Annotated in this window: 24 protein-coding genes; 16 read left to right on the forward strand and 8 right to left on the reverse strand. The window is 71.4% G+C overall.

Translation table 11 applies throughout. The features are described 5' to 3' along the window. Window positions 1–40 precede the first annotated feature (40 nt). Genes QRY02_RS12870 through QRY02_RS12885 form a run of 4 tightly spaced genes read left to right on the forward strand, consistent with a single transcriptional unit; the run spans window position 41 to window position 5,395 of the window. A complete protein-coding gene (locus QRY02_RS12870; RefSeq protein WP_285991766.1) occupies window positions 41–967 on the forward strand; it encodes an ATP-binding cassette domain-containing protein in 927 nt (308 codons plus the stop codon). After that, on the forward strand, window positions 964–1,746 hold the full coding sequence (locus QRY02_RS12875) for an ABC transporter permease (protein WP_285991767.1): 783 nt from the start codon (window positions 964–966) through the stop codon (window positions 1,744–1,746). Before QRY02_RS12870 ends, QRY02_RS12875 begins: the two co-directional genes overlap by 4 nt. Continuing rightward, the gene (locus QRY02_RS12880) at window positions 1,743–4,301 is read left to right on the forward strand and encodes an SCO1167/SCO6262 family helicase (protein ID WP_502874251.1); all 2,559 of its coding nucleotides are present in this window, start codon (window positions 1,743–1,745) and stop codon (window positions 4,299–4,301) included. The genes QRY02_RS12875 and QRY02_RS12880 overlap by 4 nt, the downstream gene beginning before the upstream one ends. After that, window positions 4,298–5,395, forward strand: coding sequence for an SWIM zinc finger family protein (locus QRY02_RS12885; protein ID WP_285991768.1), 1,098 nt, complete (start codon window positions 4,298–4,300; stop codon window positions 5,393–5,395). Before QRY02_RS12880 ends, QRY02_RS12885 begins: the two co-directional genes overlap by 4 nt. Window positions 5,396–5,664: 269 nt before the next feature. Here the strand turns inward: QRY02_RS12885 and QRY02_RS12890 are convergent, their stop codons facing one another. Further along, window positions 5,665–6,876 (reverse strand): FAD-dependent monooxygenase, encoded by a 1,212-nt coding sequence (locus QRY02_RS12890; protein WP_285991769.1) that lies wholly within the window; start codon window positions 6,874–6,876, stop codon window positions 5,665–5,667. Window positions 6,877–6,953: 77 nt separating this feature from the next. Here QRY02_RS12890 and QRY02_RS12895 point away from each other — a divergent pair, with 77 nt between their 5' ends. Both QRY02_RS12895 and QRY02_RS12900 read left to right on the forward strand, forming a co-directional pair. Further along, window positions 6,954–7,487: a TetR/AcrR family transcriptional regulator gene (locus QRY02_RS12895; protein WP_285991770.1), complete on the forward strand. Its 534-nt coding sequence runs from the start codon at window positions 6,954–6,956 to the stop codon at window positions 7,485–7,487. Between the two features lie 93 nt (window positions 7,488–7,580). Then, the gene (locus QRY02_RS12900; RefSeq protein WP_285991771.1) at window positions 7,581–8,075 is read left to right on the forward strand and encodes a pyridoxamine 5'-phosphate oxidase family protein; all 495 of its coding nucleotides are present in this window, start codon (window positions 7,581–7,583) and stop codon (window positions 8,073–8,075) included. Here QRY02_RS12900 and QRY02_RS12905 read toward each other — a convergent pair. From QRY02_RS12905 to QRY02_RS12915, 3 genes are read right to left on the reverse strand one after another with little or no spacing between them, the layout of a single operon-like run. Further along, window positions 8,072–9,694, reverse strand: a complete 1,623-nt coding sequence (locus QRY02_RS12905; RefSeq protein ID WP_285991772.1) for an acyl-CoA dehydrogenase family protein — start codon at window positions 9,692–9,694, stop codon at window positions 8,072–8,074. The two genes, QRY02_RS12900 and QRY02_RS12905, sit on opposite strands and share 4 nt — an antisense overlap. Then, a complete protein-coding gene (locus QRY02_RS12910) occupies window positions 9,678–10,283 on the reverse strand; it encodes a TetR/AcrR family transcriptional regulator (protein ID WP_285991773.1) in 606 nt (201 codons plus the stop codon). Before QRY02_RS12910 ends, QRY02_RS12905 begins: the two co-directional genes overlap by 17 nt. Before the next feature lie 33 nt (window positions 10,284–10,316). Further along, window positions 10,317–10,772 (reverse strand): SRPBCC family protein, encoded by a 456-nt coding sequence (locus tag QRY02_RS12915; protein WP_285991774.1) that lies wholly within the window; start codon window positions 10,770–10,772, stop codon window positions 10,317–10,319. Between the two features lie 22 nt (window positions 10,773–10,794). On the opposite strand from QRY02_RS12915, the gene QRY02_RS12920 reads away from it, so the two are divergent. After that, window positions 10,795–11,403 carry a TetR/AcrR family transcriptional regulator gene (locus QRY02_RS12920; RefSeq protein ID WP_285991775.1) on the forward strand — a complete coding sequence of 203 codons (609 nt, stop codon included), beginning with the start codon at window positions 10,795–10,797 and terminating at the stop codon, window positions 11,401–11,403. On the opposite strand, the gene QRY02_RS12925 is transcribed toward QRY02_RS12920, so the two are convergent. Next, entirely contained in the window at window positions 11,404–11,967 is a 564-nt protein-coding gene (locus tag QRY02_RS12925) for a helix-turn-helix domain-containing protein (RefSeq protein ID WP_285991776.1), read from the reverse strand. Between the two features lie 43 nt (window positions 11,968–12,010). Between QRY02_RS12925 and QRY02_RS12930 the strand changes: the two genes are divergently transcribed. The 5 genes from QRY02_RS12930 to QRY02_RS12950 all read left to right on the forward strand — a co-directional run bounded on the left by QRY02_RS12930 (window position 12,011) and on the right by QRY02_RS12950 (window position 15,316). Next, a complete protein-coding gene (locus QRY02_RS12930; protein WP_502874200.1) occupies window positions 12,011–12,529 on the forward strand; it encodes a GNAT family N-acetyltransferase in 519 nt (172 codons plus the stop codon). A 31-nt stretch (window positions 12,530–12,560) separates the two neighbouring features. After that, window positions 12,561–13,007, forward strand: coding sequence for an SRPBCC domain-containing protein (locus tag QRY02_RS12935; protein ID WP_285991777.1), 447 nt, complete (start codon window positions 12,561–12,563; stop codon window positions 13,005–13,007). After that, on the forward strand, window positions 13,004–13,348 hold the full coding sequence (locus tag QRY02_RS12940) for an ArsR/SmtB family transcription factor (protein WP_285991778.1): 345 nt from the start codon (window positions 13,004–13,006) through the stop codon (window positions 13,346–13,348). Before QRY02_RS12935 ends, QRY02_RS12940 begins: the two co-directional genes overlap by 4 nt. Before the next feature lie 2 nt (window positions 13,349–13,350). Then, a complete protein-coding gene (locus tag QRY02_RS12945; RefSeq protein WP_285991779.1) occupies window positions 13,351–13,791 on the forward strand; it encodes an SRPBCC family protein in 441 nt (146 codons plus the stop codon). A gap of 544 nt (window positions 13,792–14,335) precedes the next feature. Beyond that, a complete protein-coding gene (locus QRY02_RS12950) occupies window positions 14,336–15,316 on the forward strand; it encodes a tyrosine-type recombinase/integrase (RefSeq protein ID WP_285991780.1) in 981 nt (326 codons plus the stop codon). 108 nt (window positions 15,317–15,424) lie between these two features. Here QRY02_RS12950 and QRY02_RS12955 read toward each other — a convergent pair whose 3' ends face one another. Next, window positions 15,425–15,805, reverse strand: coding sequence for a hypothetical protein (locus QRY02_RS12955; protein WP_285991781.1), 381 nt, complete (start codon window positions 15,803–15,805; stop codon window positions 15,425–15,427). Window positions 15,806–15,871: 66 nt separating this feature from the next. Here QRY02_RS12955 and QRY02_RS12960 point away from each other — a divergent pair, with 66 nt between their 5' ends. Beyond that, on the forward strand, window positions 15,872–16,663 hold the full coding sequence (locus QRY02_RS12960) for a glycerophosphodiester phosphodiesterase family protein (RefSeq protein WP_285991782.1): 792 nt from the start codon (window positions 15,872–15,874) through the stop codon (window positions 16,661–16,663). Between the two features lie 3 nt (window positions 16,664–16,666). On the opposite strand, the gene QRY02_RS12965 is transcribed toward QRY02_RS12960, so the two are convergent. Next, window positions 16,667–17,335, reverse strand: a complete 669-nt coding sequence (locus tag QRY02_RS12965; RefSeq protein ID WP_285991783.1) for a transglycosylase family protein — start codon at window positions 17,333–17,335, stop codon at window positions 16,667–16,669. A gap of 243 nt (window positions 17,336–17,578) precedes the next feature. On the opposite strand from QRY02_RS12965, the gene QRY02_RS12970 reads away from it, so the two are divergent. The 3 genes from QRY02_RS12970 (at window position 17,579) to QRY02_RS12980 (ending at window position 20,338) form a co-directional block, all read left to right on the forward strand. After that, window positions 17,579–18,979 carry an MFS transporter gene (locus QRY02_RS12970; RefSeq protein ID WP_285991784.1) on the forward strand — a complete coding sequence of 467 codons (1,401 nt, stop codon included), beginning with the start codon at window positions 17,579–17,581 and terminating at the stop codon, window positions 18,977–18,979. Window positions 18,980–19,000: 21 nt separating this feature from the next. Next, window positions 19,001–19,762 carry a thymidine kinase gene (locus QRY02_RS12975; protein ID WP_285991785.1) on the forward strand — a complete coding sequence of 254 codons (762 nt, stop codon included), beginning with the start codon at window positions 19,001–19,003 and terminating at the stop codon, window positions 19,760–19,762. Between the two features lie 228 nt (window positions 19,763–19,990). Continuing rightward, entirely contained in the window at window positions 19,991–20,338 is a 348-nt protein-coding gene (locus tag QRY02_RS12980) for an RNA polymerase-binding protein RbpA (RefSeq protein ID WP_003081521.1), read from the forward strand. Between the two features lie 100 nt (window positions 20,339–20,438). Here the strand turns inward: QRY02_RS12980 and QRY02_RS12985 are convergent, their stop codons facing one another. After that, a complete protein-coding gene (locus tag QRY02_RS12985) occupies window positions 20,439–21,047 on the reverse strand; it encodes an NUDIX domain-containing protein (protein ID WP_285991786.1) in 609 nt (202 codons plus the stop codon). Window positions 21,048–21,057 lie beyond the last annotated feature (10 nt).

Below are 21,057 nucleotides of genomic sequence, written 5' to 3' on the forward strand. Positions count from 1 at the left end.
TAACCTCTTCTTCGTACACTGTACATAGTTAAGGGGCAGGATGACTCCGCACATTCACGCCGAGGGACTTCGCAAGCGCTACGGCGACGCGTACGCCCTCGACGGGTTCGATCTCTCCGTCCCGGCCGGCACCCTGTGCGGCCTGCTGGGACCCAACGGCGCGGGCAAGACCACCGCGGTCCGCGTGCTGTCGACGCTGCTGCGCCAGGACGGCGGCGTCGCCCGGGTGGCCGGGTTCGACGTCGCCACCGAACCGGCGAAAGTGCGCGCGTCGATCGGGCTGGTCGGCCAGCAGGCCGCCGTCGACGAAATCCTGTCCGGGCGGCAGAACCTGATCCTCTTCGGCCGGCTGCACCACCTGGGCCGCCGGGAGGCCGCCCGCCGCGCCGACGACCTGCTCGAGCGGTTCGGCCTCGCCGACACCGGACCGAAGCCGGTGTCGGCCTACTCGGGCGGGATGCGGCGGCGGCTCGACCTGGCCGCGTCGCTGCTGGCGGCCCCGCGGGTGCTGTTCCTCGACGAGCCGACGACCGGGCTGGACCCGCGCAGCCGCACCGAGGTCTGGCGGGCGGTGCGGTCGCTGGTCGCGGACGGGAAGACGGTGCTGCTCACCACGCAGTACCTGGAAGAGGCCGATCGGCTGGCCGACCGGATTGCCCTCGTCGAGCACGGCCGGGTGATCGCCGAAGGGTCCCCGGCCGAGCTGAAGGGCTCGCTCGGGGCGACCCGCATCGAGCTCGTGCTCACCGACCCGGACGCGCTCGGCGCGGCGGCGGGGCTGCTCGCCCGGGTCACCGGGGCCGAGCCGGTGACCGAGGAGCTGCGGGTGAGCGCGGCGGCCGAGCCGTCGATGCTGACCGACGTCGTGCGTGAGCTGGCGGCGACCGAGCTGTCGTTCGCCGACGTGGCGCTGCGGCAGCCGACGCTGGACGAAGTGTTCCTGGAGCTGACGGGGGTGACGCGATGAGGTGGGCGATCGAAGACGGCTGGACGCTGACCCAGCGCTACCTGGCCCAGCTGGCGCGGCGCCCCGCCCGCCTCGCCGGGGTGGTGGCGTTCCCGATCCTGATGGTGCTGATCTTCGCCTACCTGCTCGGCGGCGGGATGAGCGTGCCCGGCGGGGGCTCCTACCGCGAGTTCCTGATGCCGGGGATGTTCGCGATGACCATGGCCTTCGGGCTGTCGGGGACGATGATCGCGGTGCTGGACGACACCGGCAAGGGCGTCACCGACCGGTTCCGGTCGCTGCCGATGGCGCCGTCGGCGGTGTTCACCGGGCGGGTGGCGGCGGATCTGGTGAACGCCGTCCTCGCGCTGGCCGTGCTGGCCGGCTGCGGGCTCGCCGTCGGCTGGCGCCCGCACGGCAGCCTGGGCGAGACGCTGGCGGCGCTGGGCCTGCTGCTCCTGCTGCGGACGGCGCTGGTGTGGGCCGGGATCTACCTGGGCCTGCTGACGTCGGATCCGTCGATGGTGTCGCTGGCGCAGACCCTCGAGTTCCCGTTCGGGTTCCTCTCCGGTGCCTTCGTGGCGACCTCGACGATGCCGGCGTGGCTGGGAACCGTGGCGGAGTGGAACCCGTTGTCCTCGACGGTGACCGCGGCGCGGGTGCTGTTCGGCAACCCGGGCGCGGCGGGGACGTCCTGGGTGAGTGCGCACCCGGTGCCGATGGCCGTGGTGTGGCCGCTGGTGCTGCTGGCGGTGTTCGTGCCGTTGTCGGCGCGCAGGTACAGGAGGCTGGGGAACTGAACGTCCACTTCGAACCGGGCGAACCACCGCGGACGGGACGGCTCGTCGTCGACGGCCGCGCGTTGTCCATTGCGGACGGCCTGCCGGAGCTGCTGTCCGGCGCCGACGGCTTCTGGGCGACCGCGGCGAAGGCGGCGCTGCGGCTGGTGGCCGCGGGACGGCTGCTGCCCGGCGTCACCGCATCCGGGCACGACGCCTGGCGTGTCGGGCCGCTGGAACCGGCGGAAGCGGCGTGGCTGCGGGATCTCGCGGCCGCGATGCCCCCGGACGAACGTGCGCCGGGGCCGCTGCTGCGGGCCTTCCTCGACGCCGTCGCCGACACGCTGCCCCGCACGCCCGCCGCGGCCAAAGCCGCCGGGACGCGGTTGTTCGCCGCCGTCGCACCGCAGCGCGCGGATTCCCTGCGCGACTGGGCGGGCGAGCTGGCCGCGGGCCTGGATTCGGGGATCCGGGTGTCGCTGCGGGTGACGGCACCCGGCGGGTTCGAGAGCGGGCGTTTCCACGCTGTGGTCCAGGTGCACAGCCTGGCCGATCCCGGGCAGGTCGCCGACGCGGCGCAGCTGTGGGAGACCGGGCGGTTCGGGCCGCGGGCACGCATCGACGTCCTGCTGGCGCTGCGGCGGGGAGCGCAGGTGTGGCCGGCGCTGAGCCCGCTGCTGACCTCCGCGGTGCCGGCCGAGGTGGCGCTGGGCGAGGACGACGTGACCGACCTGGTCGCGGCCGCGGCGCCGCGGCTGGCGGCGGCCGGGATCGACGTGCACTGGCCGGCCGAGCTGGCGGGGTCGCTGACCGCGCGGGCCGTCGTCCGCTCCGGGGACACCCCGGGTGACCTGCCATCGTTCTTCGGCGGCGGCCGCGCGCTGGCGTTTGATTGGCAGCTCGCGCTCGGTGGTGAGGTGCTGACCGAGGCGGAACTGGACGCGCTCGCCGAGGCGCGCCGCCCGGTGGTGCGGCTGCGCGACCGCTGGGTGCTGGTCGATCCGGCGCTGGCGGCGAAGGCGCGGGACCGGGCGCTCAAGCCGCTGACCCCGGTCGACGCGCTGGGGGCGGTGCTGTCGGGGACCACCGAAGTCGATGGCGAGGTGGTCGAGGTCGTCACCGACGGCTGGCTGGCGCGGCTGCGGGAACGGCTGGCCGAGCCGCCGCAACCGCAGGCCCCGCCGGCCGGGCTGGCCGCGACGCTGCGGGACTACCAGCTGCGGGGGCTGCAGTGGCTGGCCACCGTCACCGGGCTCGGTCTCGGCGGGTGCCTCGCCGACGACATGGGCCTCGGCAAGACGGTCACGCTGATCGCGCTGCACCTGCACCGGGCCTCGGGGCCGACCTTGGTGGTGTGCCCGGCTTCGCTGCTGGGCAACTGGGAACGCGAGATCCGCCGGTTCGCCCCCGGTGTGCCGGTGCGGCGCTTCCACGGCAGCGCCCGTTCCCTCGAGGACGTCGAGGACGCCGCCGGGTTCGTCCTGACCACTTACGGCACGCTGCGCACCGATCCCGCGCCGCTGGCCGCGGTGCGGTGGGGGCTGCTGGTGGCCGACGAGGCCCAGCACGTCAAGAACCACCGCTCCGGCACGGCGAAGGCGCTGCGGCTGGTGCCGGCGGCGGCGCGGGTGGCGCTGACCGGCACGCCGGTGGAGAACACCCTCTCGGAGCTGTGGGCGATCCTCGACTGGACCGCGCCGGGCCTGCTGGGATCGCTGAGCGAGTTCCGGACGCGCCGGGCGAAGCCGATCGAAGCCGGGGACCCCGCGGCGGCCGAACGGCTGTCGCGGTTGCTGCGGCCGTTCCTGCTGCGGCGCCGCAAGTCCGATCCGGGGATCGCGCCCGAGCTCCCGGCGAAGACCGAGACCGACCGGCCGGTGGCGCTCAGCGCGGACCAGGTGGCGCTGTACGAGGCGGTCGTGCGGGAAATGATGGCCGACATCGCCGCGAGCGACGGGATGGCCCGGCGTGGCCGGATCGTCAAGCTGCTGACCGCGCTCAAGCAGATCTGCAACCACCCGGCGCAGTACCTCAAAGAGCCCGGTGGCCGCTCCGGGAAGCTGGAGCTGCTCGACGAACTGCTGGACACGATCCTCGCCGAGGGCGGCGCGGTGCTGGTGTTCACCCAGTACGTCGCCATGGCGCGGCTGCTGGAGAAGCACCTGGCCGGCCGCGGGATCGCGACGCAGCTGTTGCACGGCGGGACCCCGGTCGCGCGCCGCGAAGAGCTCGTCGAGCGGTTCCAGGCCGGTGCGGTGCCGGTGTTCCTGCTGTCGTTGAAGGCCGCCGGGACGGGGTTGAACCTCACGCGCGCCGACCACGTCGTGCACTTCGACCGCTGGTGGAACCCGGCGGTGGAGGACCAGGCGACCGACCGGGCGTACCGGATCGGGCAGACCCGGCCGGTGCAGGTGCACCGGCTGGTCGCCGAAGGCACGGTCGAGGACCGGATCGCGGCGATGCTGCGGGAGAAGCGGGCGCTGGCCGAGGCGGTGCTGGCCGGCGGCGAGGCCGCGTTGACGGAACTGTCGGACACCGAGCTGGCCGAGCTCGTCGAACTGAGGAGCCGCGGATGACCGACGACCGGGTGCGCGGGTTTCCCGCGTTCGGGGCGGCCGGGCACCTCGCCCGCTCGTGGTGGGGCCGGGCGTGGGTGCGCGCGATGGAGGACACCGCGCTGGACCTGCGTCAGCTGAAGAAGGGCCGCAAGTACGCCGCGGCCGGTCTGGTCGGCCCGATCACGGTCAGCCCGGGCCGCATCGCGGCGGTGGTCGACGACGCCGACGGCGGCCCGTACCGCACGCAGCTGCGGCTGGCGGAACTGTCCGAACCGGACTGGACGCGGTTCCTCGATCGGGTCGCCTCCCGCGCGGGGCACCTGGCGGCCCTGCTGGACCGCGACATGCCACCCGACCTGGTCGAGGCGGCTGGTGTCGACCTGCTGCCGGGGATCGGCGACCTCGACCCGGAGTGCGACTGCCCGGGCTGGGAGCTGCCGTGCCGGCACGCGGCGGCGTTGTCGTTCCAGGCGTCGTGGCTGCTCGATGCGGACCCGTTCCTGTTGTTGCTGATGCGGGGCAAGGGCGAGCGGGAGATCCGCGAGGAGCTGGAGAGCCGCACGGCGCCGGTGGCGGTGGCCGAGCCGACGGCGGACCGGGTCCCGGGGGAGCTGCCCGACCTGGCGGGGTTCCGGCCCTCGGGCGCCCCGTCGATCCCGGCGGCGCCGGGGGTGCCGGGGGTGCCGGCCGAGGCGTTCGCGCTGCTGGTGGCCAACGCGGCCGGGCGGGCGCGGGCGTTGGCGGAGGGGCGGCCGTGGCCGGGGCGGCGGCAGGACGCGGTCCGCTTGGCCGCGGAGTTCCCTTCGGCGGCCGGGCGGCTGGGTGAGGGTGCGGGTTTCGCGCGGGCGGTCGCGGCGTGGCGGTACGGCGGCCAGGACGGGCTGGAGGTGCTGGAAACGCCGTGGACCCCGCCGAAAGCGGCCTTGGCGGCCGCGCGGGCGGCGCTCGCGGACGTGGCGGGGGAGCCGGTGTTCGAGCGCAACCACTGCACGGTCGGGGAGGTGCAGCTGAGGCTGGATCGCCGGGGCCGGTGGCACCCGTACCGGCTCGAAGGGCAGACGTGGTGGCCCGCGGGGGCGCCGGAGAGCGATCCGGGGCTGCTGGTGGGCTGAATCGCGGCGGTTCCGGCATCCGGGTCCCGCGCGTGCCGACCCGGCTCGGCGTGACCCCGGTTTGCCGCGCTGCCGGGCTGAATTCCGCCAACTTTCCCGGTATCCAGCGCGGGACTCGTTGTCTCCTGTCCCCTGACGGCGGGTTCCGCCGGGCCACTGGGGGTGCGGGCGCGCGGGTTCTCCCCGCGCGCCCGCCCGGTTTCCGCCGGTGACCGATAACCCCGCTGTCGAAGCTGGAGGGGGCTCCAACCACGGGGTCCCCTCCAGCGTCAGGCCGACGTCGTCACCGCGTAGTCCTTGACCTGCATCGCATCGTGCATGCGCACGCCGCCGGTGTTGAGCTTCGCGATCGCGCGCGTCACCCCGGCCGGCAGCGCCGAGACCAGCTGGCCGCCTCGGGCCAGCGCCCACACCCCGGCGCGCGAAGCCGGGATCAGGCTGCGCGCCGCGCCGGCGGCGAAGGCGCGGCTGCGGCGCACCAGCTCGCCCATCTCGCGCTCGTAGGCGGCGAAGGCGCGTTCGTGGTCCCCGTTCGCCGCGGCCAGTTCGCCGGCCAGGACGTACGCGCCGAGCACCGCGAGGCTGGTGCTGCCGCCGACGGCCGGGCCGGGGCAGTAGCCGGCGTCGCCGACGAGCGTCACGCGGCCGCGGGACCACGTGTCCAGCCGCAGCTGGGTGATCGAGTCGAAGTAGAACGGACCGGCCCCGTCGAGCCCGGCCAGCCAGCCGTCGACCTGCGGGTGCATCCCGGCGAAGGCCTCGCGCAGCAGTTCCTTCTGCCGTGGGACGTCGCGGTGGTGGTAGTCGAGTGGCTCCTCGCGGCGGAACAGGAACACCGCGCGTGCCTCGTCCAGGTGGCGGGCGCTGTAGATCGAGGCGGTGCGGCCGGCACCGAGGTGGGTGACCGCTTCACCGTCGAGACCGCGGGCGTCCGGCAGGGAGAGCACCGCCAGGTACGCGCCGATGAACGTCGTCAGCCCGGCCTCTTCCCCGAACACCAGGCGGCGGACGTTCGAGTGCAGCCCGTCGGCGCCGACGACGAGGTCGAACCGGCGCGCCCGCGCGTGCTCGAAGGTGACCTCGCCGTCGGGGGAGATGCCGGTGATCGAGTCGCCGAAGAGGTACTCGACGTCGTCGCGGCCGGCGTCGTAGTAGATCTCGCTGAGGTCGTCGCGCATGACCTCGACGTGCCGGTCGGAGGTGGCCTGGAAGACCTTCGCCAGGTCCACCCGGATGGGCCGGTGGCTGCCTTCGCGGTGCACGGTCATCCGGGTCGTGCCGGTGGCGAGGGCTTCGACGCGGGGCAGCACGCCCATCCGTTCGGTGATGTCCATGGCCGGGCGGAAGAGGTCGACGGCGTGGCCGCCGGTCTTGCGCAGGGCCGGCGCGCGCTCGACCACGGTGACGTCGAAGCCGTGCCGGGTGAGCCAGTACGCCAGTACTGGGCCGGCGATGCTGGCGCCGGAGATGAGGATCCGCATGAGTACCTCCCTGACTTAACGGTAGGTAAGTTGTACCACAGTTCCTTACCTATCGTTAAGTCAGTTATGCTGGGCCCGTGCCGAAGCCCTCCGCCACCAAGCAGCGCATCCTCGACGTCGCCCGCGAGCTGTTCACCAGCCAAGGCGTCCAGCGCACGAGCCTGCAGGACATCGCCGACCGGCTCGGCATCACCAAACCCGCGCTGTACTACCACTTCCCGTCCCGGGAAGACCTGGTCCGCAGCATCGTCCAGCCACTGCTCGACGACGGCGAGAAATTCCTCCTCGACCAGGAAGCCCGCGGCGACGCACCGGTACGCGAGCTGATCGAAGGCTTCTTCGACTTCAACCACCGGCACCGCGCCGACGTCGTCATGCTGCTGGCCGAGATGCCGACCCTGGCCGACCTCGGCCTCATCGACCGCGTCCTGGGCTGGCGGACCCGGCTCACCGAGCTGATCTGCGGCCCGGCCCCGACCCTCGAACAGCAGGCCCGGGCCATCCTGGCGCTCGGCGGCCTGCAGGACGTCTGCATGCAGTTCCCCGACGTCCCGGTCGCCGACCTCAAAGCCGCCGCGGTCGCCGGCGCACTCGACGCCCTCGGCCGCTGAAGTCGTTTCGCCGGCGAGTGTCGAGAACGCGCCGGCGGCTCCGTCCCCGGGGTGTCAGCGGCCACGAAGGCCGCCCCGGAGAAGGAGCCCACCATGCAGCCGAACGACATCGCCGCGGTCCTCGACAAACCGCTCAGCCGTGAACTGCTCGCCCGCGACCTGACCCGCCTCGCCTACGTCGCCCAGGACGGCACCCCGCGCAGCATCCCGATCGCGTTCACCTGGAACGGCTCGGAAATCGTCCTGTGCACGTCGAAGAACGCCCTGAAACTGCCGTCCCTGCGGGCCAACCCCGCCGTCGCGCTGACCATCGACACCGAGGTGCACCCGCCCAAGATGCTCCTCATCCGCGGCTGCGCGGACCTCGATGTCGTCGACGGCATCCCGGAGGAGTACCTGCAGATGAACGGCAGCTACGAAATGACCCCCGAGCAGCGGGTCGAATGGGAACGCGAAGTGCGCTCGCTCTACGACGGCATGGTCCGGATCGTCATCACCCCGACATGGGCCAAGCTGATCGACTTCGAAACCACCCTGCCCAGCGCGGTCGAGGAACTGGCCAAGCAGCGGGCCGAGCGGGTCGGCTAGTGCACCGCGGCGCGCTCGATGATCGCTCCCGTGTCGACGCCGGCCGGGAGCGTGCCGAACGCGATGCCCCAGTCGCCGCCGAAGCGGGATGCGCAGAACGCGTCCGCGACCGCCGGGTGGCCGTGGCGGACCAGCAGCGATCCCTGCAGCACCAGCGCCATCGCCTCGACCAGCCGCCGGGCCCGGTACTCGATGCCGTCCAGATCGGTCAGCTCCTTGCGAACGCGGTCCACGGCGTCGTCCAGCCGGGCGTCACCGCCGGCGGCCTGCTCGACTTCGGCGAAGAACGCCGCGACCGACTCCGGCTGCCGGCCCATCGCGCGCAACGCGTCCAGCGCGGCGACGTTGCCCGAGCCCTCCCAGATCGACGACAGCGGCGCCTCCCGGTAGAGCCGCGGCATCCCCGACTCCTCGACGTACCCGTTGCCGCCGAAGCACTCCAGGGCCTCGGCCGCGTGCATCGGCGCCCGCTTGCACACCCAGTACTTCGACACCGCCAGCCCCAGCCGGCGGAACGCCTGCTCCTGCGCGTCGTCCCGCCGGTCGCCCGCCGCGGCCAGCCGCATCGCCACCGTCGTCGCCGCCTCGGACTCGAGCACCAGGTCGGCCAGGACGTTCGCCATCAGCGGCTGGTCCACCAGCGCCTTGCCGAACGCGTGCCGGTGCGTCGCGTGGTGCACCGCGCGGACCGCACCCAGCCGCATGCCCGACGCACTGCCCAGCGTGCAGTCCAGCCGGGTGTTGTTCACCATCTCGATGATCGTGCGGACCCCGCGGCCCTCCTCGCCGACCAGCCAGCCGACGGCGTGGTCGTACTCGATCTCCGACGACGCGTTCGACCGGTTGCCGAGCTTGTCCTTCAGCCGCTGCAGGAGGATCCCGTTGCGCGAGCCGTCCGGCAGGACGCGGGGGAGCAGGAAGCAGGAGAGCCCGCCCGGCGCCTGCGCCAGCGTCAGGAACATGTCGCACATCGGTGCCGAGGTAAACCACTTGTGCCCGACCAGGGTGTAGCTGCCGTCCGCGGATGGTGTCGCGGTCGTCGTGTTCGCCCGGACGTCCGAGCCGCCCTGCTTCTCGGTCATCGACATGCCCGCGAGCAGGCCGCGCTTGGTGCTCGGTTCCCGCAGCCCGAAGTCGTACTCGGTCGCCGCCAGCAGCGGCTCGTACCGCGCCGCCAGCTCCGGGTTCGCCCGCAACGCCGGCACCGCGGCGTAGGTCATCGAGATCGGGCAGCTGTGCCCGGCTTCCACCTGGCCCCAGACGTAGAACTTCGCCGCCCGCGCCGCGTGCGCGCCCTCTCGGGAGTCCCGCCACGGCGTGCCGTGCAGGCCGTGCGCCGTCGCGACCTTCATCAGGTCGTGCCAGTGCGGGTGGAACTCGACCTCGTCGATCCGGTGGCCGTACCGGTCGTGGGTGCGCAGCACCGGCTCGTTCTCGTTGGCCAGCCGGCCCCACTCCTGCGCCTGCTCGGTCCCGGCCAGCCGGCCCAGCTCGTGCAGCTGCGCCGCCGCCCAGCCCGCACCGGCGCGCTCGAGCCCGGCCAGCAGGGCCGGGTCCTCGGCGACGTCGTGGCCGGCCAGCGGCGGGACCTGGTTGGTGACCTCATGCGTGGCGGGCATCGGAACCTCCTAGAGCGCGAAGGATGAACGTGCGAAGCTCGGCGACGTCACCGGCGTTCCCGCTGGTCAACGGACCGATCAGGACTTCCGCGGCGGCGCCGACCAGCGCGGCGGCGGTGAGCCGGCCGTCCTGGGGCGGGAGCACGCCGTCCCGGACACCGGCGGCGACGTGCTCGGCGATGACCTCGGTGTAGGCCCGGCGGAACTCCAGCCGCTCGGCGTCGATGAGCGCGTCGACCGGCTCGATGAGCAGGGCATAGGCCTGCTTGGGCGCCTTGAGGGCCCGCTGGGCGAACGTGTCGACGGCGGCCAGGACCCGCTCGGCCGGTTCCCCCGCCCCCGCCGCGGCGACCCGGACCGCCTCGACCTCCCGCGTCACGACCTCCCGGAACACGTGCACGACGAGGTCGGCCTTGGTGGGGAAGTGCCGGTAGACGCTGCCGACGGCGACCCCGGCCCGTTCGGCGACCGCGGCGACGGAGCAGCCGCTGTAGCCGTGTTCGGCCAGCTGGCGCGTCGCGGCGGCGACGATCGTCTCCCGCTGGGCGTCGAGGCGTTCCTGCACCTTCGGGGTGCGGCGGTAGGGCACGTCAAGAAGTGAAGCACCGATTCATTGCTTCAGTCAACGCTCGAGCAGCCGCTTCGCGCCCCGGACCTCGGCCTCGACGTCGGCCCGCAGCTTGCGCCGCAGCACCGGCTCGACCAGCCAGCGCAGGGGAGCGGGAAACCCGAACGCGATCCGCCGCCGCACCCGGATCCCGCCGTCCACCGGCTCGCACTCGAAGGACGCCTCGAACGTCGACACCCGGCGCGCCAAGCGGTTCTCCGGCCGGTCGGGCAGCCGGACGTCGACCCGCCGGCCCGGCGTCAGCGTCATCCGGGAGACGACCTTCGGACCCGGCCCCAGCCCGGGCAGCGCCGAACGGAACCGGAACTCGGTGACGTCGCCGTCGCGACGCACCCAGTCGATCCGGCCCAGCTTGCGATCGACCTCCGCGTACCGCCGCGGCTCCATGACCAGCGCCAGGAAGGCGTCCGGCGGGCACGACACGGTCTCTTCCACGGTCACCTCCACCATAGAAAGAGAGTAGTTTCTCACTATGGCTCGGACAACCCCCGGCGTCACCCGCCGCCGCATCCTCGACGAAGCCGTCCACCTCTTCGCCACCCGTGGCTACGACGCCACCTCCATCGCCGACATCCAGACCGCCTGCGGCCTCCACCCCGGCAGTGGCGCCCTCTACAAGCACTTCCCGTCCAAAGCCGCGCTCCTCGAAGCCGCCGTGCACGACAACCTCACGCGCTTGGCCGACCGCACGGCTTCGACCGCCGACGCCCAGCTGCCCGACGACCCCCGCGAGGCGCTGCGCGTGCTCGCCGACGTCGTCTGGGCCTTCATGGCCGCCGACCGCGACCTCATCCGCCTGATGATCCGCGAATTCACCGGCTTCCCGGAGCTGTTCGAGCAGATGTGGCAGGGCGTCCTGGCCACCGTCTACCGCCGCGGCACCGAGTGGATCACCACACTGCGGGACCAGGGGAGAGCGTCGGTGACCGATCCGGAAGCCACCGCCGCGGTGCTGGTCGCGTCCCTGACCTACCACCCGATCCTCGACGTCCTCATCGGACACACCCCCGGCGACCTCACCCCGGACCGCTTCCTCACCGCCTGGCTCGACTCCGCCGTCGCCACCCTGCGGCTCACCTGATCACGCCCCCCGCTTCACCAGCGCCACCAGATACCGGCACGGCACCGGCCCCGGGTTCGCGAAGACACAGTCCGCCGCCGGCCCCAGCTGCAAGCAGTCCCCGGCGGCCAGCTCGTGCACCTGCGCACCCTCGTGGAAGCGCAACTGCCCCGCCAGCACCCAGATCTGCTGGTGCAGGAACGCATACGTCCCCGACGCCAACGGCACCTCGGCCCCCGGCGGCAACTCCACCTCCACCAGCTCCAGCGGACGGCCCGCCGCGGGGGAGACCGACCGCCGCCGGTACCCGGTGTCCGGATCCACCCACACCGGCTGCTCCGCCGCCCGCACCAGCCGGCGCTCGTCACCCTCGGCCCGCGCGATCAGCTCCGACAACGTCAGGCCCAGCGCGGCCGACAGCTTCGCCAGCAACGCCGCCGTCGGCTGCACGTCACCCCGCTCGATCTTGCCGATCATCGCCCGCGACACCCCCGACCGGTCGGCGAGCGTCGCGGCCGAGAGACCTTGCGACGTCCGGGCGGCGTGCACCGTGGCGGCCAGGCGGGCAGTCAGGGGATCGGTCATAACACTGGATACTATACGAGCCTCTGTGGCTACCATATGAGCCATGATAATCCGAGACGCCACCACCGAGGACGCCGCCGCCTGCGCCGCCCTCTACGCGCCCTACGTCACCGACACCGCCATCTCCTTCGAAACCGAACCACCCGGCACCGCCGAAATGGCCCGCCGCATCGCCGGCGCCCACGCCTGGCTCGTTCACGAAGACCACGGCCGCGTCGCCGGATACGCCTACGCCACCCGCTTCGCCGAACGCGCCGCCTACCGCTGGTCCTGCGAAACGAGCATCTACCTCGAACAAGGCCGCCGCCGCACCGGCGCCGGACGCGCCCTCTACGAAGCACTGTTCGAGCGGCTGCGCGCACGCGGCTTCTGCCGCGCCTTCGCCGGCATGACCCTGCCGAACGACGCCAGCGCCGGACTCCACCGCGCCCTCGGGTTCGAACCCGCCGGCGTCTACCGCCGGGTCGGCTGGAAACACGGCGCCTGGCGCGACGTCGCCTGGGTCCAAAAAGACCTTCGCGCAACCGACGGTTGCACATCTGCGCCCGGCGAGCTAACGTGACACGCAACCGAACGTTGCACAAGGAGCTCGCATGGAACACGGCACCATCGAACGGGAACTCCACATCGACGCCCGCCCCGACGTCGTCTTCGACGTCGTCAGCAGCCCCGGACACCTCCGCGAATGGTGGCCCGACGAAGCCGAATACCCCGCCGAACCCGGGGGAGCGGGCCGCATCGGCTTCGGCGGCTCCTGGGTCCAGTTCACCGTCGTCGACGCCATCCCCCCGAAACACTTCTCCTTCCGCTGGACCCACGCCGAAGGCGAGACCGCCGCCCCCGGCAACTCCTTCCTCGTCGTCTTCGAACTCGAACCCGACGGCACCGGCACCCGCCTCCGGATGACCGAAACCGGCTTCCGCGAACGCGGCTGGGACGAAGCCAAGATCGCCGCCGAACACGCCGACCACACCTCCGGCTGGGACCACTTCCTCTCCCGCCTGCCCGCCTACGCCGCCGAAGTTGGAGCCACCCGGTGACCACCGCCGTGGACGACGACCTCTGGTCCGCGATCGGCGACCCCACCCGGCGCCGGATGCTCGACCTGCTGCTCAACCAGGGGAGCGGCACGGCAACCAGCCTCAGCGAACACCTCCCCGTGACCCGCCAGGCCGTCGCCAAACACCTCGCCGTCCTCGACCGCGCCGGCCTCGTCCACGCACACAGCGCCGGCCGCGAAAAACAGTTCCGCGTCGACGAAGACCAGCTCGCGCGCGCCGTCGCCCAGCTCACCGACGTCGGCAACGCCTGGGACGCCCGGCTCCGCCGCATCAAGCGCATCGCCGAAACCATCGAGAAGACCATCGAAAGGAAGCAGTAGAAATGGACATCCTGCACCGCGTCGGCATCCACAACGCCACCCCGGACCAGGTCTACGCCGCGATCACCACGATCGACGGCCTGACCGCCTGGTGGACCGAGAAGACCGTGGGGGACACCGAACCCGGCGGCGTCATCGCCTTCCGCTTCATCCCGGGCGGCTTCGACATGAAGGTCCTCGAACTCGAGCCGGACCGGCTCGTCCGCTGGGAAGTCGTCGACGGGCCACCGGAGTGGATCGGCACGACGATCCGCTGGGAGCTCGAGCAGCGCAGCGACTACACGATCGTCCTGTTCAAGCACGAAGGCTGGCGCGAGGCGGGCGAGTTCATGCACCACTGCAGCACGAAGTGGGCGACCTACCTGATGAGCCTCAAGCAGCTCGTGGAGACCGGGGAGGGTGCCCCGGCACCGAGGGACGTGATGATCAGCGACTGGCACTGACGTTACTTGACATAATGTACATTATCGGCACTTGGTGACACGCTGGCCGGAAGGCTGGGAGGGGTGCCGAATCCGGGATCGGGCCTTGTGTCAGAGGTTGCGAGAGCGTTCGCTTCGCCAGGACGGCTCCTGTGCGGGTTTCGTCGGCCCACCCCGTCAGCGGTTACCCGACTCGAGCCTCCAAGGGGCCCGAGAGCATCCCCTGAGAGCATGAACCCGAGGTCCGGTCACCTGACCTCAAAACGTCACGGTGACGAAACTGACTGGGGTTTGGCGCGCCGACGTTGTCCTGCAGCACGGTTGGCGACGCCCGATTCGCGTCACGGGCTCCGATGGCCGCCTCGGCTCCCCGCGAGCCGGTATCGAACATGTGTACGCATGCCCCGCAATGGAAGCACGAGGGCGTCCGACGGCCGGGAACGGCGATTCGGAGAGTTCCGTGTCCCCCAGGGGGAAGATCCCGGGTCACACCGGCATTTCATGCATAATTGCCATTATGCATGAAATGCCGGGATCGGGCCCGGCCCCGGAAACTGTCGGTGGCGTGCGGTACAAGATCCACATGAAGGTTTCCGAGGCCCAGCAAGCCTTCTTCGCCGCCCGTCGCCCCCGCAAGGACTCTCCGCACACCACAGACGCCTACCGCCGGGATCTCGCCGGGATCACCACTCTCCTGGTTTCGGAGCTCGGGCGCCCGGCCGAGGACCTGGAGGTCGCCGACCTCACCGGCCCGGCGCTGCGGTCGGCGTTCGGGGCGTTCGCGGACGGGCACGCGAAGAGCTCGGTGCTGCGGGCGTGGTCGACGTGGAACCAGTTCCTCACGTTCTGCGTGGCCGACGGGCTGCTGGCGGGCAATCCGATGGGGGCGGTGGCGCGGCCGCGGACGCCGGCGTTGACGCCGAAGCCGTTGCGGGGTGAGGAAACCCCGGAGCAGCTGCTGTCGGCGGCGGCCGCGGGTTCGCGGCGCGCGCGGGATCCGTGGCCGGAGCGGGACGTGCTGGTGATCGCGCTGGGGCTGGTGGCGGGGTTGCGGGCGGCGGAGATGCGGGCGTTGTCGGCGCGGTCGCTGGTGGGGCGCGCGGGTGAGCTGCGGTTGCACGTGAAGGGCAAGGGCAGCCGGGACCGGTCGATTCCGGTGCAGCCGGTGCTGGCGGAGCTGATCGAGCGGTACCGGGAGTCGTGCCGGGTGCGGTTCCCGAACGTGCGGTTCTCCCCTGGTTCGCCGTTGCTGCTGGACCGGGCGGGTGAGCCGATCGGGCGGGGTGCGCTGGAGTACCTGGTGAAGTCGTGTTATCGGGGTGCGGGGTTGCACGACCGGGTGCCGGTGGGGGCGAATCTGCACGCCTTGCGGCACACGTTCGCGACGCGGCTGGCGGAGGACGGGGCGACGGCGTCGGAGATCATGGCGTTGCTGGGGCACGCGAGCTTGGCGACGAGTCAGAACTACATCGAGGCGACGGGCCGGGAGCAGCGTGCGGCGGCGGCGAGCAACCGGACATATCGGGCGCTGGATGGTCTTGGCTGAATGCCCCGATGGACGACACGCGTACTTGAACGGACGACACGACACCCGGGCACCGGCCCGGTCGTGTCGTCCGTCTGGGTGCGCGTGTCGTCCGTGCCGGTACGGGCGTCAGCGGAGTTGTTCGAGGTCCTTGGCCGCGCGGGCGATTTCTTCGGCGAGCCCGCGCAGCTCGCGGGCGTCGGCTCCGTCGTCGGCGGCGGTGACGATGTCCTCGGCCGCGCAGCGGAGCTGGAAGAGGCGGTCTTGCAGGGCCGCGATCTCGGTGTCGGACAGGACCACGGCGTCTTCGGGGAGCCCGCTCCGCTGCAGTGCGGTGCGGCGTTCGTAGGCGCGCTGGCGGCAGGATTGGCCGCAGTAGCGGCGGCGGCGGCCGACGTTGCCGCCTTCGGGGAGGCGTCGTCCGCACCAGCCGCAGTGCTTGGGGGCGCCTCGGCGGGCCGGGGCGAGTTCGATCGTGGTCGGCTGGGTCAGTTCGGCGGCTTCCCTCACCCGGGAGACCCTAGCTGGCCACTGTTTGCTCATGCCGGGGTCATGGCGGAAGGGCACACTTGGAGGATGCACGCGTCGTTCCCGTACCTGGCTGATCCGGTCCCCCGTGCCTTCGCCCACCGGGGGTGGCACCTCGGTGAGCTCGAGGGGCTGGAGAACTCGTTGCCGGCGTTCAAGCGGGCGTGTGCGGAGGGGTACCGGTACCTCGAGACGGATGTGCACGCGACGGCGGACGGTGTGGTGGTGGTGCACCACGATCCGGATCTGGACCGGACCACGGACGGTGCCGGGCCGATCGCGGCGCAGACGTGGGAGCAGTTGAAGAACGTCAAGGTGGGCGGGAAGGCTGCGCTGTCGCGGTTGGAGGACGTCCTCGAGGAATTGCCGGACGCGCGGTTCAACGTGGATGTGAAGGCCGATCGGGCGGTGGAGCCGTTCGTGCGGGTGCTGGAGCGGACGGGGGCGTTCGACCGGGTGGCGGGGGCGGCGTTTTCGGACGCGCGGCTGGTGCGGTTGCGGAAGCTGGCGGGGCCGCGGCTGGTGACGGCGATGGGGCCGCGGTCGGCGTTCGCGTTGTGGGTGCGGGGCCGGTTGCCGTTGCTGCCGCTGGGGCGGCTGGTGCTGGGGGCGATGGCGCAGGTGCCGGTGCGGCAGGGGGCGTTGCGGGTGGTGGACAAGGCGTTCCTGTCGATCGCCGGGCGTTCGGGTGTCGAGGTGCACACGTGGACGATCGACGATCCGGCGGAGATGCGGATGCTGCTGGATCTCGGGGTGCACGGGATCGTGACGGATCGGCCGGATCTGCTGCGTGAGGTGCTGATCGAGCGGGGTGCGTGGCGGCGGTCGCAGGAGCCGTGAGCGTCAGCGGGGTGGTTTGCCGGTCCAGGCGGCTTCCCAGGTCTTGGGGCCGAGGAGGCCGCTGTCGTTGATGCCGTTGGCGCGTTGGAGGTCGAGGACGGCGGTGCGGGTCTTGTCGAGGTAGCAGCCGGTGCCGGTGAAGCCGTAGCCGAAGGCGTTCATGCGGAGCTGGAAGGTCTTGAGCGCGTCGGCGCAGTCGCCGTAGCGGTAGACGACGCCGGGCCAGGCGGGTTTGGGGCCGCCGGGGCCGGGCGGCGGGGTGGGCAGGCCTCCCCCGCCGATGTAGGCGGATTCGGTGTAGCTGGGGACGCGTTTGCTGCGGGCGTCGGCGTCGGCGGCGAGGTTGAGCATGCCGGCGCACTGCCAGGGTTGCCAGCCGCGCATGCGGTAGAGGTAGAGGGCGCGGTAGTCCTGTTCGGCGGGGGTGGCCTGGTCGGGGCGTCCTTGGCCGCCGACGCTGCGCCAGGTGGGCAGGTCGAACTGGTAGGCGCCGTAGTAGCCGTTGCCGGTGTTGGTGGCGTAGCGGTTGCTCGACTCGCACATGCGGAGTTTGGCCCAGGCGCTCGAGGCGGGGTCGGCGGAGGCGGCGGCGGGGGTGGTGAGGGGCAGAACCGTGGTGGCGATCGCGAGGAGCAGGAGTCTCGTCACGGTGCGTGGGCGGTTCTGGATCATGGGAGCACAGTAGGAGCGTGTCCCGGGTACCACAACAGACACAGCGGGCGCGTGAGCCCCATGGGTAACACCGTTCGGTGCCCCTCGAGACCGGCTGTGGAGCGTGGACGGGGTGGTCTGCGGGGGCGGTGGATGATCACGAAGCGACAAACCGGACACGGTTTCGGTGGTGCGTTCTCGGGGGTCGTGGTGTCCCCGTAGTCTCCGCGCTGACCTGGAAGTTCTTGAGTGAAGGAGCCGTGGATGACGCTGGCCGGGACGCGCTCGACCAGGCGCGAGCGCTGGGGCTGGTATTTCTACGACTGGGCGAATTCGCCGTTCTATTCGTCGACGACGACGGTGTTCGGGGCGCTGTCGATGAGCCCGATCGCGGCGGCGGACGCGCGGGCGAACATCACCCTTAACGGGGACCGTGCGTGCCTGAACGCGGCGGGTGAGACGGACACGCTGCACAACTGCGACGTGACGTTGCTGGGGTTGCACTTCCCGGCCGGTTCGGTGTGGGGTTACCTGCTGTCGGTGGCGACGGTGGTGCAGGTGCTGGTGCTGCCGATCGCCGGCGCGGTGGCTGATCGGAGTCACCACAAGCGGCGGATCCTGGGTGGGTTCGCGTTCCTGGGTGCGGCGGCCGCGGCGGCGATGTTCTTCTTCTCGGGGTCGGCCTGGCAGCTGGGTGCGGTGCTGTTCATCGTGGCGAACATCGGCTATGGGGGTTCGCTGGTCGTCTACTACTCGTTCCTGGTCGACATCGGGGGGCCGGACGAGCGGGACGGCATTTCGGCGAAGGGGTGGGCGTTCGGGTACCTGGGTGGCGGGCTGGCGCTGACGTTGCAGCTGGTGCTCTACCTGAAGCACGACCTGTTCGGGGTGGACAAGGACCTTGCGGTGCAGATCTGCTTCCTGACCTCGGGGTTGTGGTGGGCGGCGTTCACCTTCCCCGCGGTGCGGGCGCTCCCCCGCCGGCACGTGCCGGTCGACGTCGCGCCGGGGCGTTCGGTGCTGCGGGCGGGGTTCACGGAGTTGCGGCAGACGCTGGTGGCGGCGAAGGCGTACCCGTTGACGCTGGCGTTCTTGGGCAGCTACCTGGTCTTCACCGATGGGATCAACACGGTGGTGACGGTGTCGGCGCAGTACGGCAAGGACGAGCTGAGGTTCGGCAACGAGGTGTTGATCGTCACGATCCTGGTGATCCAGTTCGTGGCGTACCTGGGTGGCACGGTGCACGGGCTGGTGGCGCGGCGGATCGGGGCGAAGCGGACGATTCTGGGCAGCCTGGTGCTGTGGATCGTGGTGCTGGCCGGGGCGTATTTCGTGCAGCCGCGGCAGATGCTGCAGTTCCTCGCGGTGGCGGTGGGGATCGGGCTGGTGCTGGGCGGGACGAACGCGCTGTCGCGGTCGCTGTTCAGCCAGATGATCCCGGCGGGCAAGGACGCGCAGTACTACTCGCTCTACGTCGTGGGTGAGCGCGGGACGTCGTGGCTGGGGCCGCTGGTGTTCGCCGGGGTCGGGCAGGCGACGGGGTCGTTCCGGCTGGCCATCGTGGCGCTGGTGATCTTCTTCGTGGCGGGGCTGGTGCTGGTGTGGCTGGTGCCGGTGCGGCGGGCGATCGTGGCGGCGGGCAACCGTCCGCCGGAGGTTCTGTAGCCACCGATAGGGTCGGGCGTCGTGACCTTGCTGAACGACGCCGCCGGCCCTGATCCCACCGATGCCCTGTCGTCGGTTCCCGCGGCCGGTTCGCGCCGTGGGACGCCGCCGGTGGGCAGGCTGAAGTTCTGCTACGGGCCGATGGACTGCGGGAAGTCGACCCTGGCGCTGCAGATCGACCACAACCACGCGCGGCAGGGCCGCCGGGGGCTGGTGCTGGTGCGTCACGACCGGTCGGGTGCGCCGCAGATCTCCAGCCGGATCGGGCTGACCCGGCAGGCGGTGGAGGTCGGTGAGGACACCGACGTGCGTGACTTGGTGCGGCAGGAGTGGGCGCAGGGCCGGCACGTGGACTACGTCGTGGTGGACGAGGCGCAGTTCCTCTCCCCCGGTCAGGTCGACCAGCTGGCGGAGCTGGCCGACGAGGTCGAGATCGACGTCTACTGCTTCGGGATCGCGACGGACTTCCGGAGCCGGTTGTTCCCGGGGGCCGCTCGTCTGTTCGAACTGGCGGACGAGTTGCAGCCGGTTCAGGTGGAGGTGTTGTGCTGGTGCGGGCTGCCCGGGCGGTTCAACGCGCGGGTGGTCGACGGCGAGGTGGTGCGTGAGGGCGATACCGTCGTGGTGGCAGATACCGAACAATCCGTAGTTGAAACTTCAGCTTCAGCACGTTTTGAGGCCGAATTCGCTACTGTGCGTTATCAGGTATTGTGTCGCCGCCACTTTCGATCGGGTGACCTGGGGCCGGTTACCGCCCATCACGGTCAGTTACGGTTGACCTGAGCGAGACCCAAGTAGCCCATCCGGGGGATATCAGCACTAAGAAGGCCGTATTGACGTCACGCCGGAGCGCGAAATGCCTCCTACTAGTGGAAGCTGTTGCAGGCGGGTGACGCAGCTCATCGTGAGCAACGACATGGTGGTCCGGGAATCCTCCGGGCCCCCGGGTCGTTGCATAGGGTGAGCAACACCCCTGGCTCCACCCCGGAGCTGACTGAAAGGACCCCCATCATGGCCGACCGTGTTCTTCGTGGAAGCCGGCTGGGAGCGGTCAGCTACGAGACCGACCGCAACCACGACCTCGCCCCACGCCGCACCGTGCGCTACGCCTGCCCGAAGAACCACGAGTTCGAGGTGCCGTTCTCCGACGACGCCGAGATCCCGACGGTCTGGGAGTGCCGCCTGCACGGCAGCGAATCGGAGATCGTCGATGGTGGGCAACCCGAGCAGAAGAAGGTCAAGCCGCCGCGCACCCACTGGGACATGCTGCTCGAGCGGCGCACGATCCCCGAGCTCGAGGACCTGCTCAACGAACGTCTCGCCGAGCTGAAGGGCCGCCGCACCTCCCGGTCGGCGTGATCCTCCCGGCTTCGGCCTCGTAGCCAAAGCTCCCACCACAACGGAAAGGCCCCCGCGACCTCCCCCCGCGGGGGCCTTTCGCATGCCCGCGGAGTGCGGGTCAGAGGCCGCGGAAGGGGCCGTGCAGGGCGGCCCACTGCAGGAGCATGATCGTCTTGGCGTCCGCGATCTCACCGGTTCCGATCATGGCCAGGGCCTTGGTGAACGGGAGCTCGAGGACCTCGATGTCTTCGCCCTCCTCCGCGATGCCGCCGCCTTCGCCGCGGTCGGCGGGGTCGTAGGGCGCCGCGTAGCAGTGCAGGCGTTCGGTCACCGAGCCCGGGCTCGTGTAGACGTCGAACACGTGCTGCAGTGCGCCGATCCGCACGCCGGTCTCCTCCTCCGCCTCCCGCCGGATCGCGGTTTCCGGGTCGTCGGTGTCCAGCAGGCCGGCCGCGGTCTCCACGAACATGCCGTCCGGGTGGTCGTTGACGTAGACGGGGTAGCGGAACTGGCGGGTCAGCAGGACGGTGCCGCCCTCGAGGTCGTAGAGCAGCACCGTGGCGCCGTTGCCGCGGTCGTAGGTCTCGCGCTGTTCGGTCGTCCAGCGCCCGTCGCCGTGCCGGTAGTCGAACGTGGTGCGGCGCAGCACGTACCAGGCCGACGAGAGCAGCTCCACGTCGGTGACCCGGACCCGCGGGTTGCGGGTCAGGCTTGTCGAAGAGGTCATGCCCCGACCA

Origin of the sequence: Amycolatopsis sp. DG1A-15b (assembly GCF_030285645.1) — a bacterium.
Taxonomy (GTDB): domain Bacteria; phylum Actinomycetota; class Actinomycetes; order Mycobacteriales; family Pseudonocardiaceae; genus Amycolatopsis.

What these genes read in the sequence shown, in the direction of transcription:
- QRY02_RS12965 (WP_285991783.1), bottom strand. Translation starts at nt 17,335, where the DNA reads ATGATCCAGAACCGCCCACGCACCGTGACGAGACTCCTGCTCCTCGCG.
- QRY02_RS12985 (WP_285991786.1), bottom strand. Translation starts at nt 21,047, where the DNA reads ATGACCTCTTCGACAAGCCTGACCCGCAACCCGCGGGTCCGGGTCACC.
- QRY02_RS12970 (WP_285991784.1), top strand. Translation starts at nt 17,579, where the DNA reads ATGACGCTGGCCGGGACGCGCTCGACCAGGCGCGAGCGCTGGGGCTGG.
- QRY02_RS12930 (WP_502874200.1), top strand. Translation starts at nt 12,011, where the DNA reads ATGATAATCCGAGACGCCACCACCGAGGACGCCGCCGCCTGCGCCGCC.
- QRY02_RS12900 (WP_285991771.1), top strand. Translation starts at nt 7,581, where the DNA reads ATGCAGCCGAACGACATCGCCGCGGTCCTCGACAAACCGCTCAGCCGT.
- QRY02_RS12960 (WP_285991782.1), top strand. Translation starts at nt 15,872, where the DNA reads ATGCACGCGTCGTTCCCGTACCTGGCTGATCCGGTCCCCCGTGCCTTC.
- QRY02_RS12885 (WP_285991768.1), top strand. Translation starts at nt 4,298, where the DNA reads ATGACCGACGACCGGGTGCGCGGGTTTCCCGCGTTCGGGGCGGCCGGG.
- QRY02_RS12870 (WP_285991766.1), top strand. Translation starts at nt 41, where the DNA reads ATGACTCCGCACATTCACGCCGAGGGACTTCGCAAGCGCTACGGCGAC.
- QRY02_RS12890 (WP_285991769.1), bottom strand. Translation starts at nt 6,876, where the DNA reads ATGCGGATCCTCATCTCCGGCGCCAGCATCGCCGGCCCAGTACTGGCG.
- QRY02_RS12905 (WP_285991772.1), bottom strand. Translation starts at nt 9,694, where the DNA reads ATGCCCGCCACGCATGAGGTCACCAACCAGGTCCCGCCGCTGGCCGGC.
- QRY02_RS12945 (WP_285991779.1), top strand. Translation starts at nt 13,351, where the DNA reads ATGGACATCCTGCACCGCGTCGGCATCCACAACGCCACCCCGGACCAG.
- QRY02_RS12915 (WP_285991774.1), bottom strand. Translation starts at nt 10,772, where the DNA reads ATGGTGGAGGTGACCGTGGAAGAGACCGTGTCGTGCCCGCCGGACGCC.
- QRY02_RS12920 (WP_285991775.1), top strand. Translation starts at nt 10,795, where the DNA reads ATGGCTCGGACAACCCCCGGCGTCACCCGCCGCCGCATCCTCGACGAA.
- QRY02_RS12980 (WP_003081521.1), top strand. Translation starts at nt 19,991, where the DNA reads ATGGCCGACCGTGTTCTTCGTGGAAGCCGGCTGGGAGCGGTCAGCTAC.
- QRY02_RS12875 (WP_285991767.1), top strand. Translation starts at nt 964, where the DNA reads ATGAGGTGGGCGATCGAAGACGGCTGGACGCTGACCCAGCGCTACCTG.
- QRY02_RS12935 (WP_285991777.1), top strand. Translation starts at nt 12,561, where the DNA reads ATGGAACACGGCACCATCGAACGGGAACTCCACATCGACGCCCGCCCC.
- QRY02_RS12925 (WP_285991776.1), bottom strand. Translation starts at nt 11,967, where the DNA reads ATGACCGATCCCCTGACTGCCCGCCTGGCCGCCACGGTGCACGCCGCC.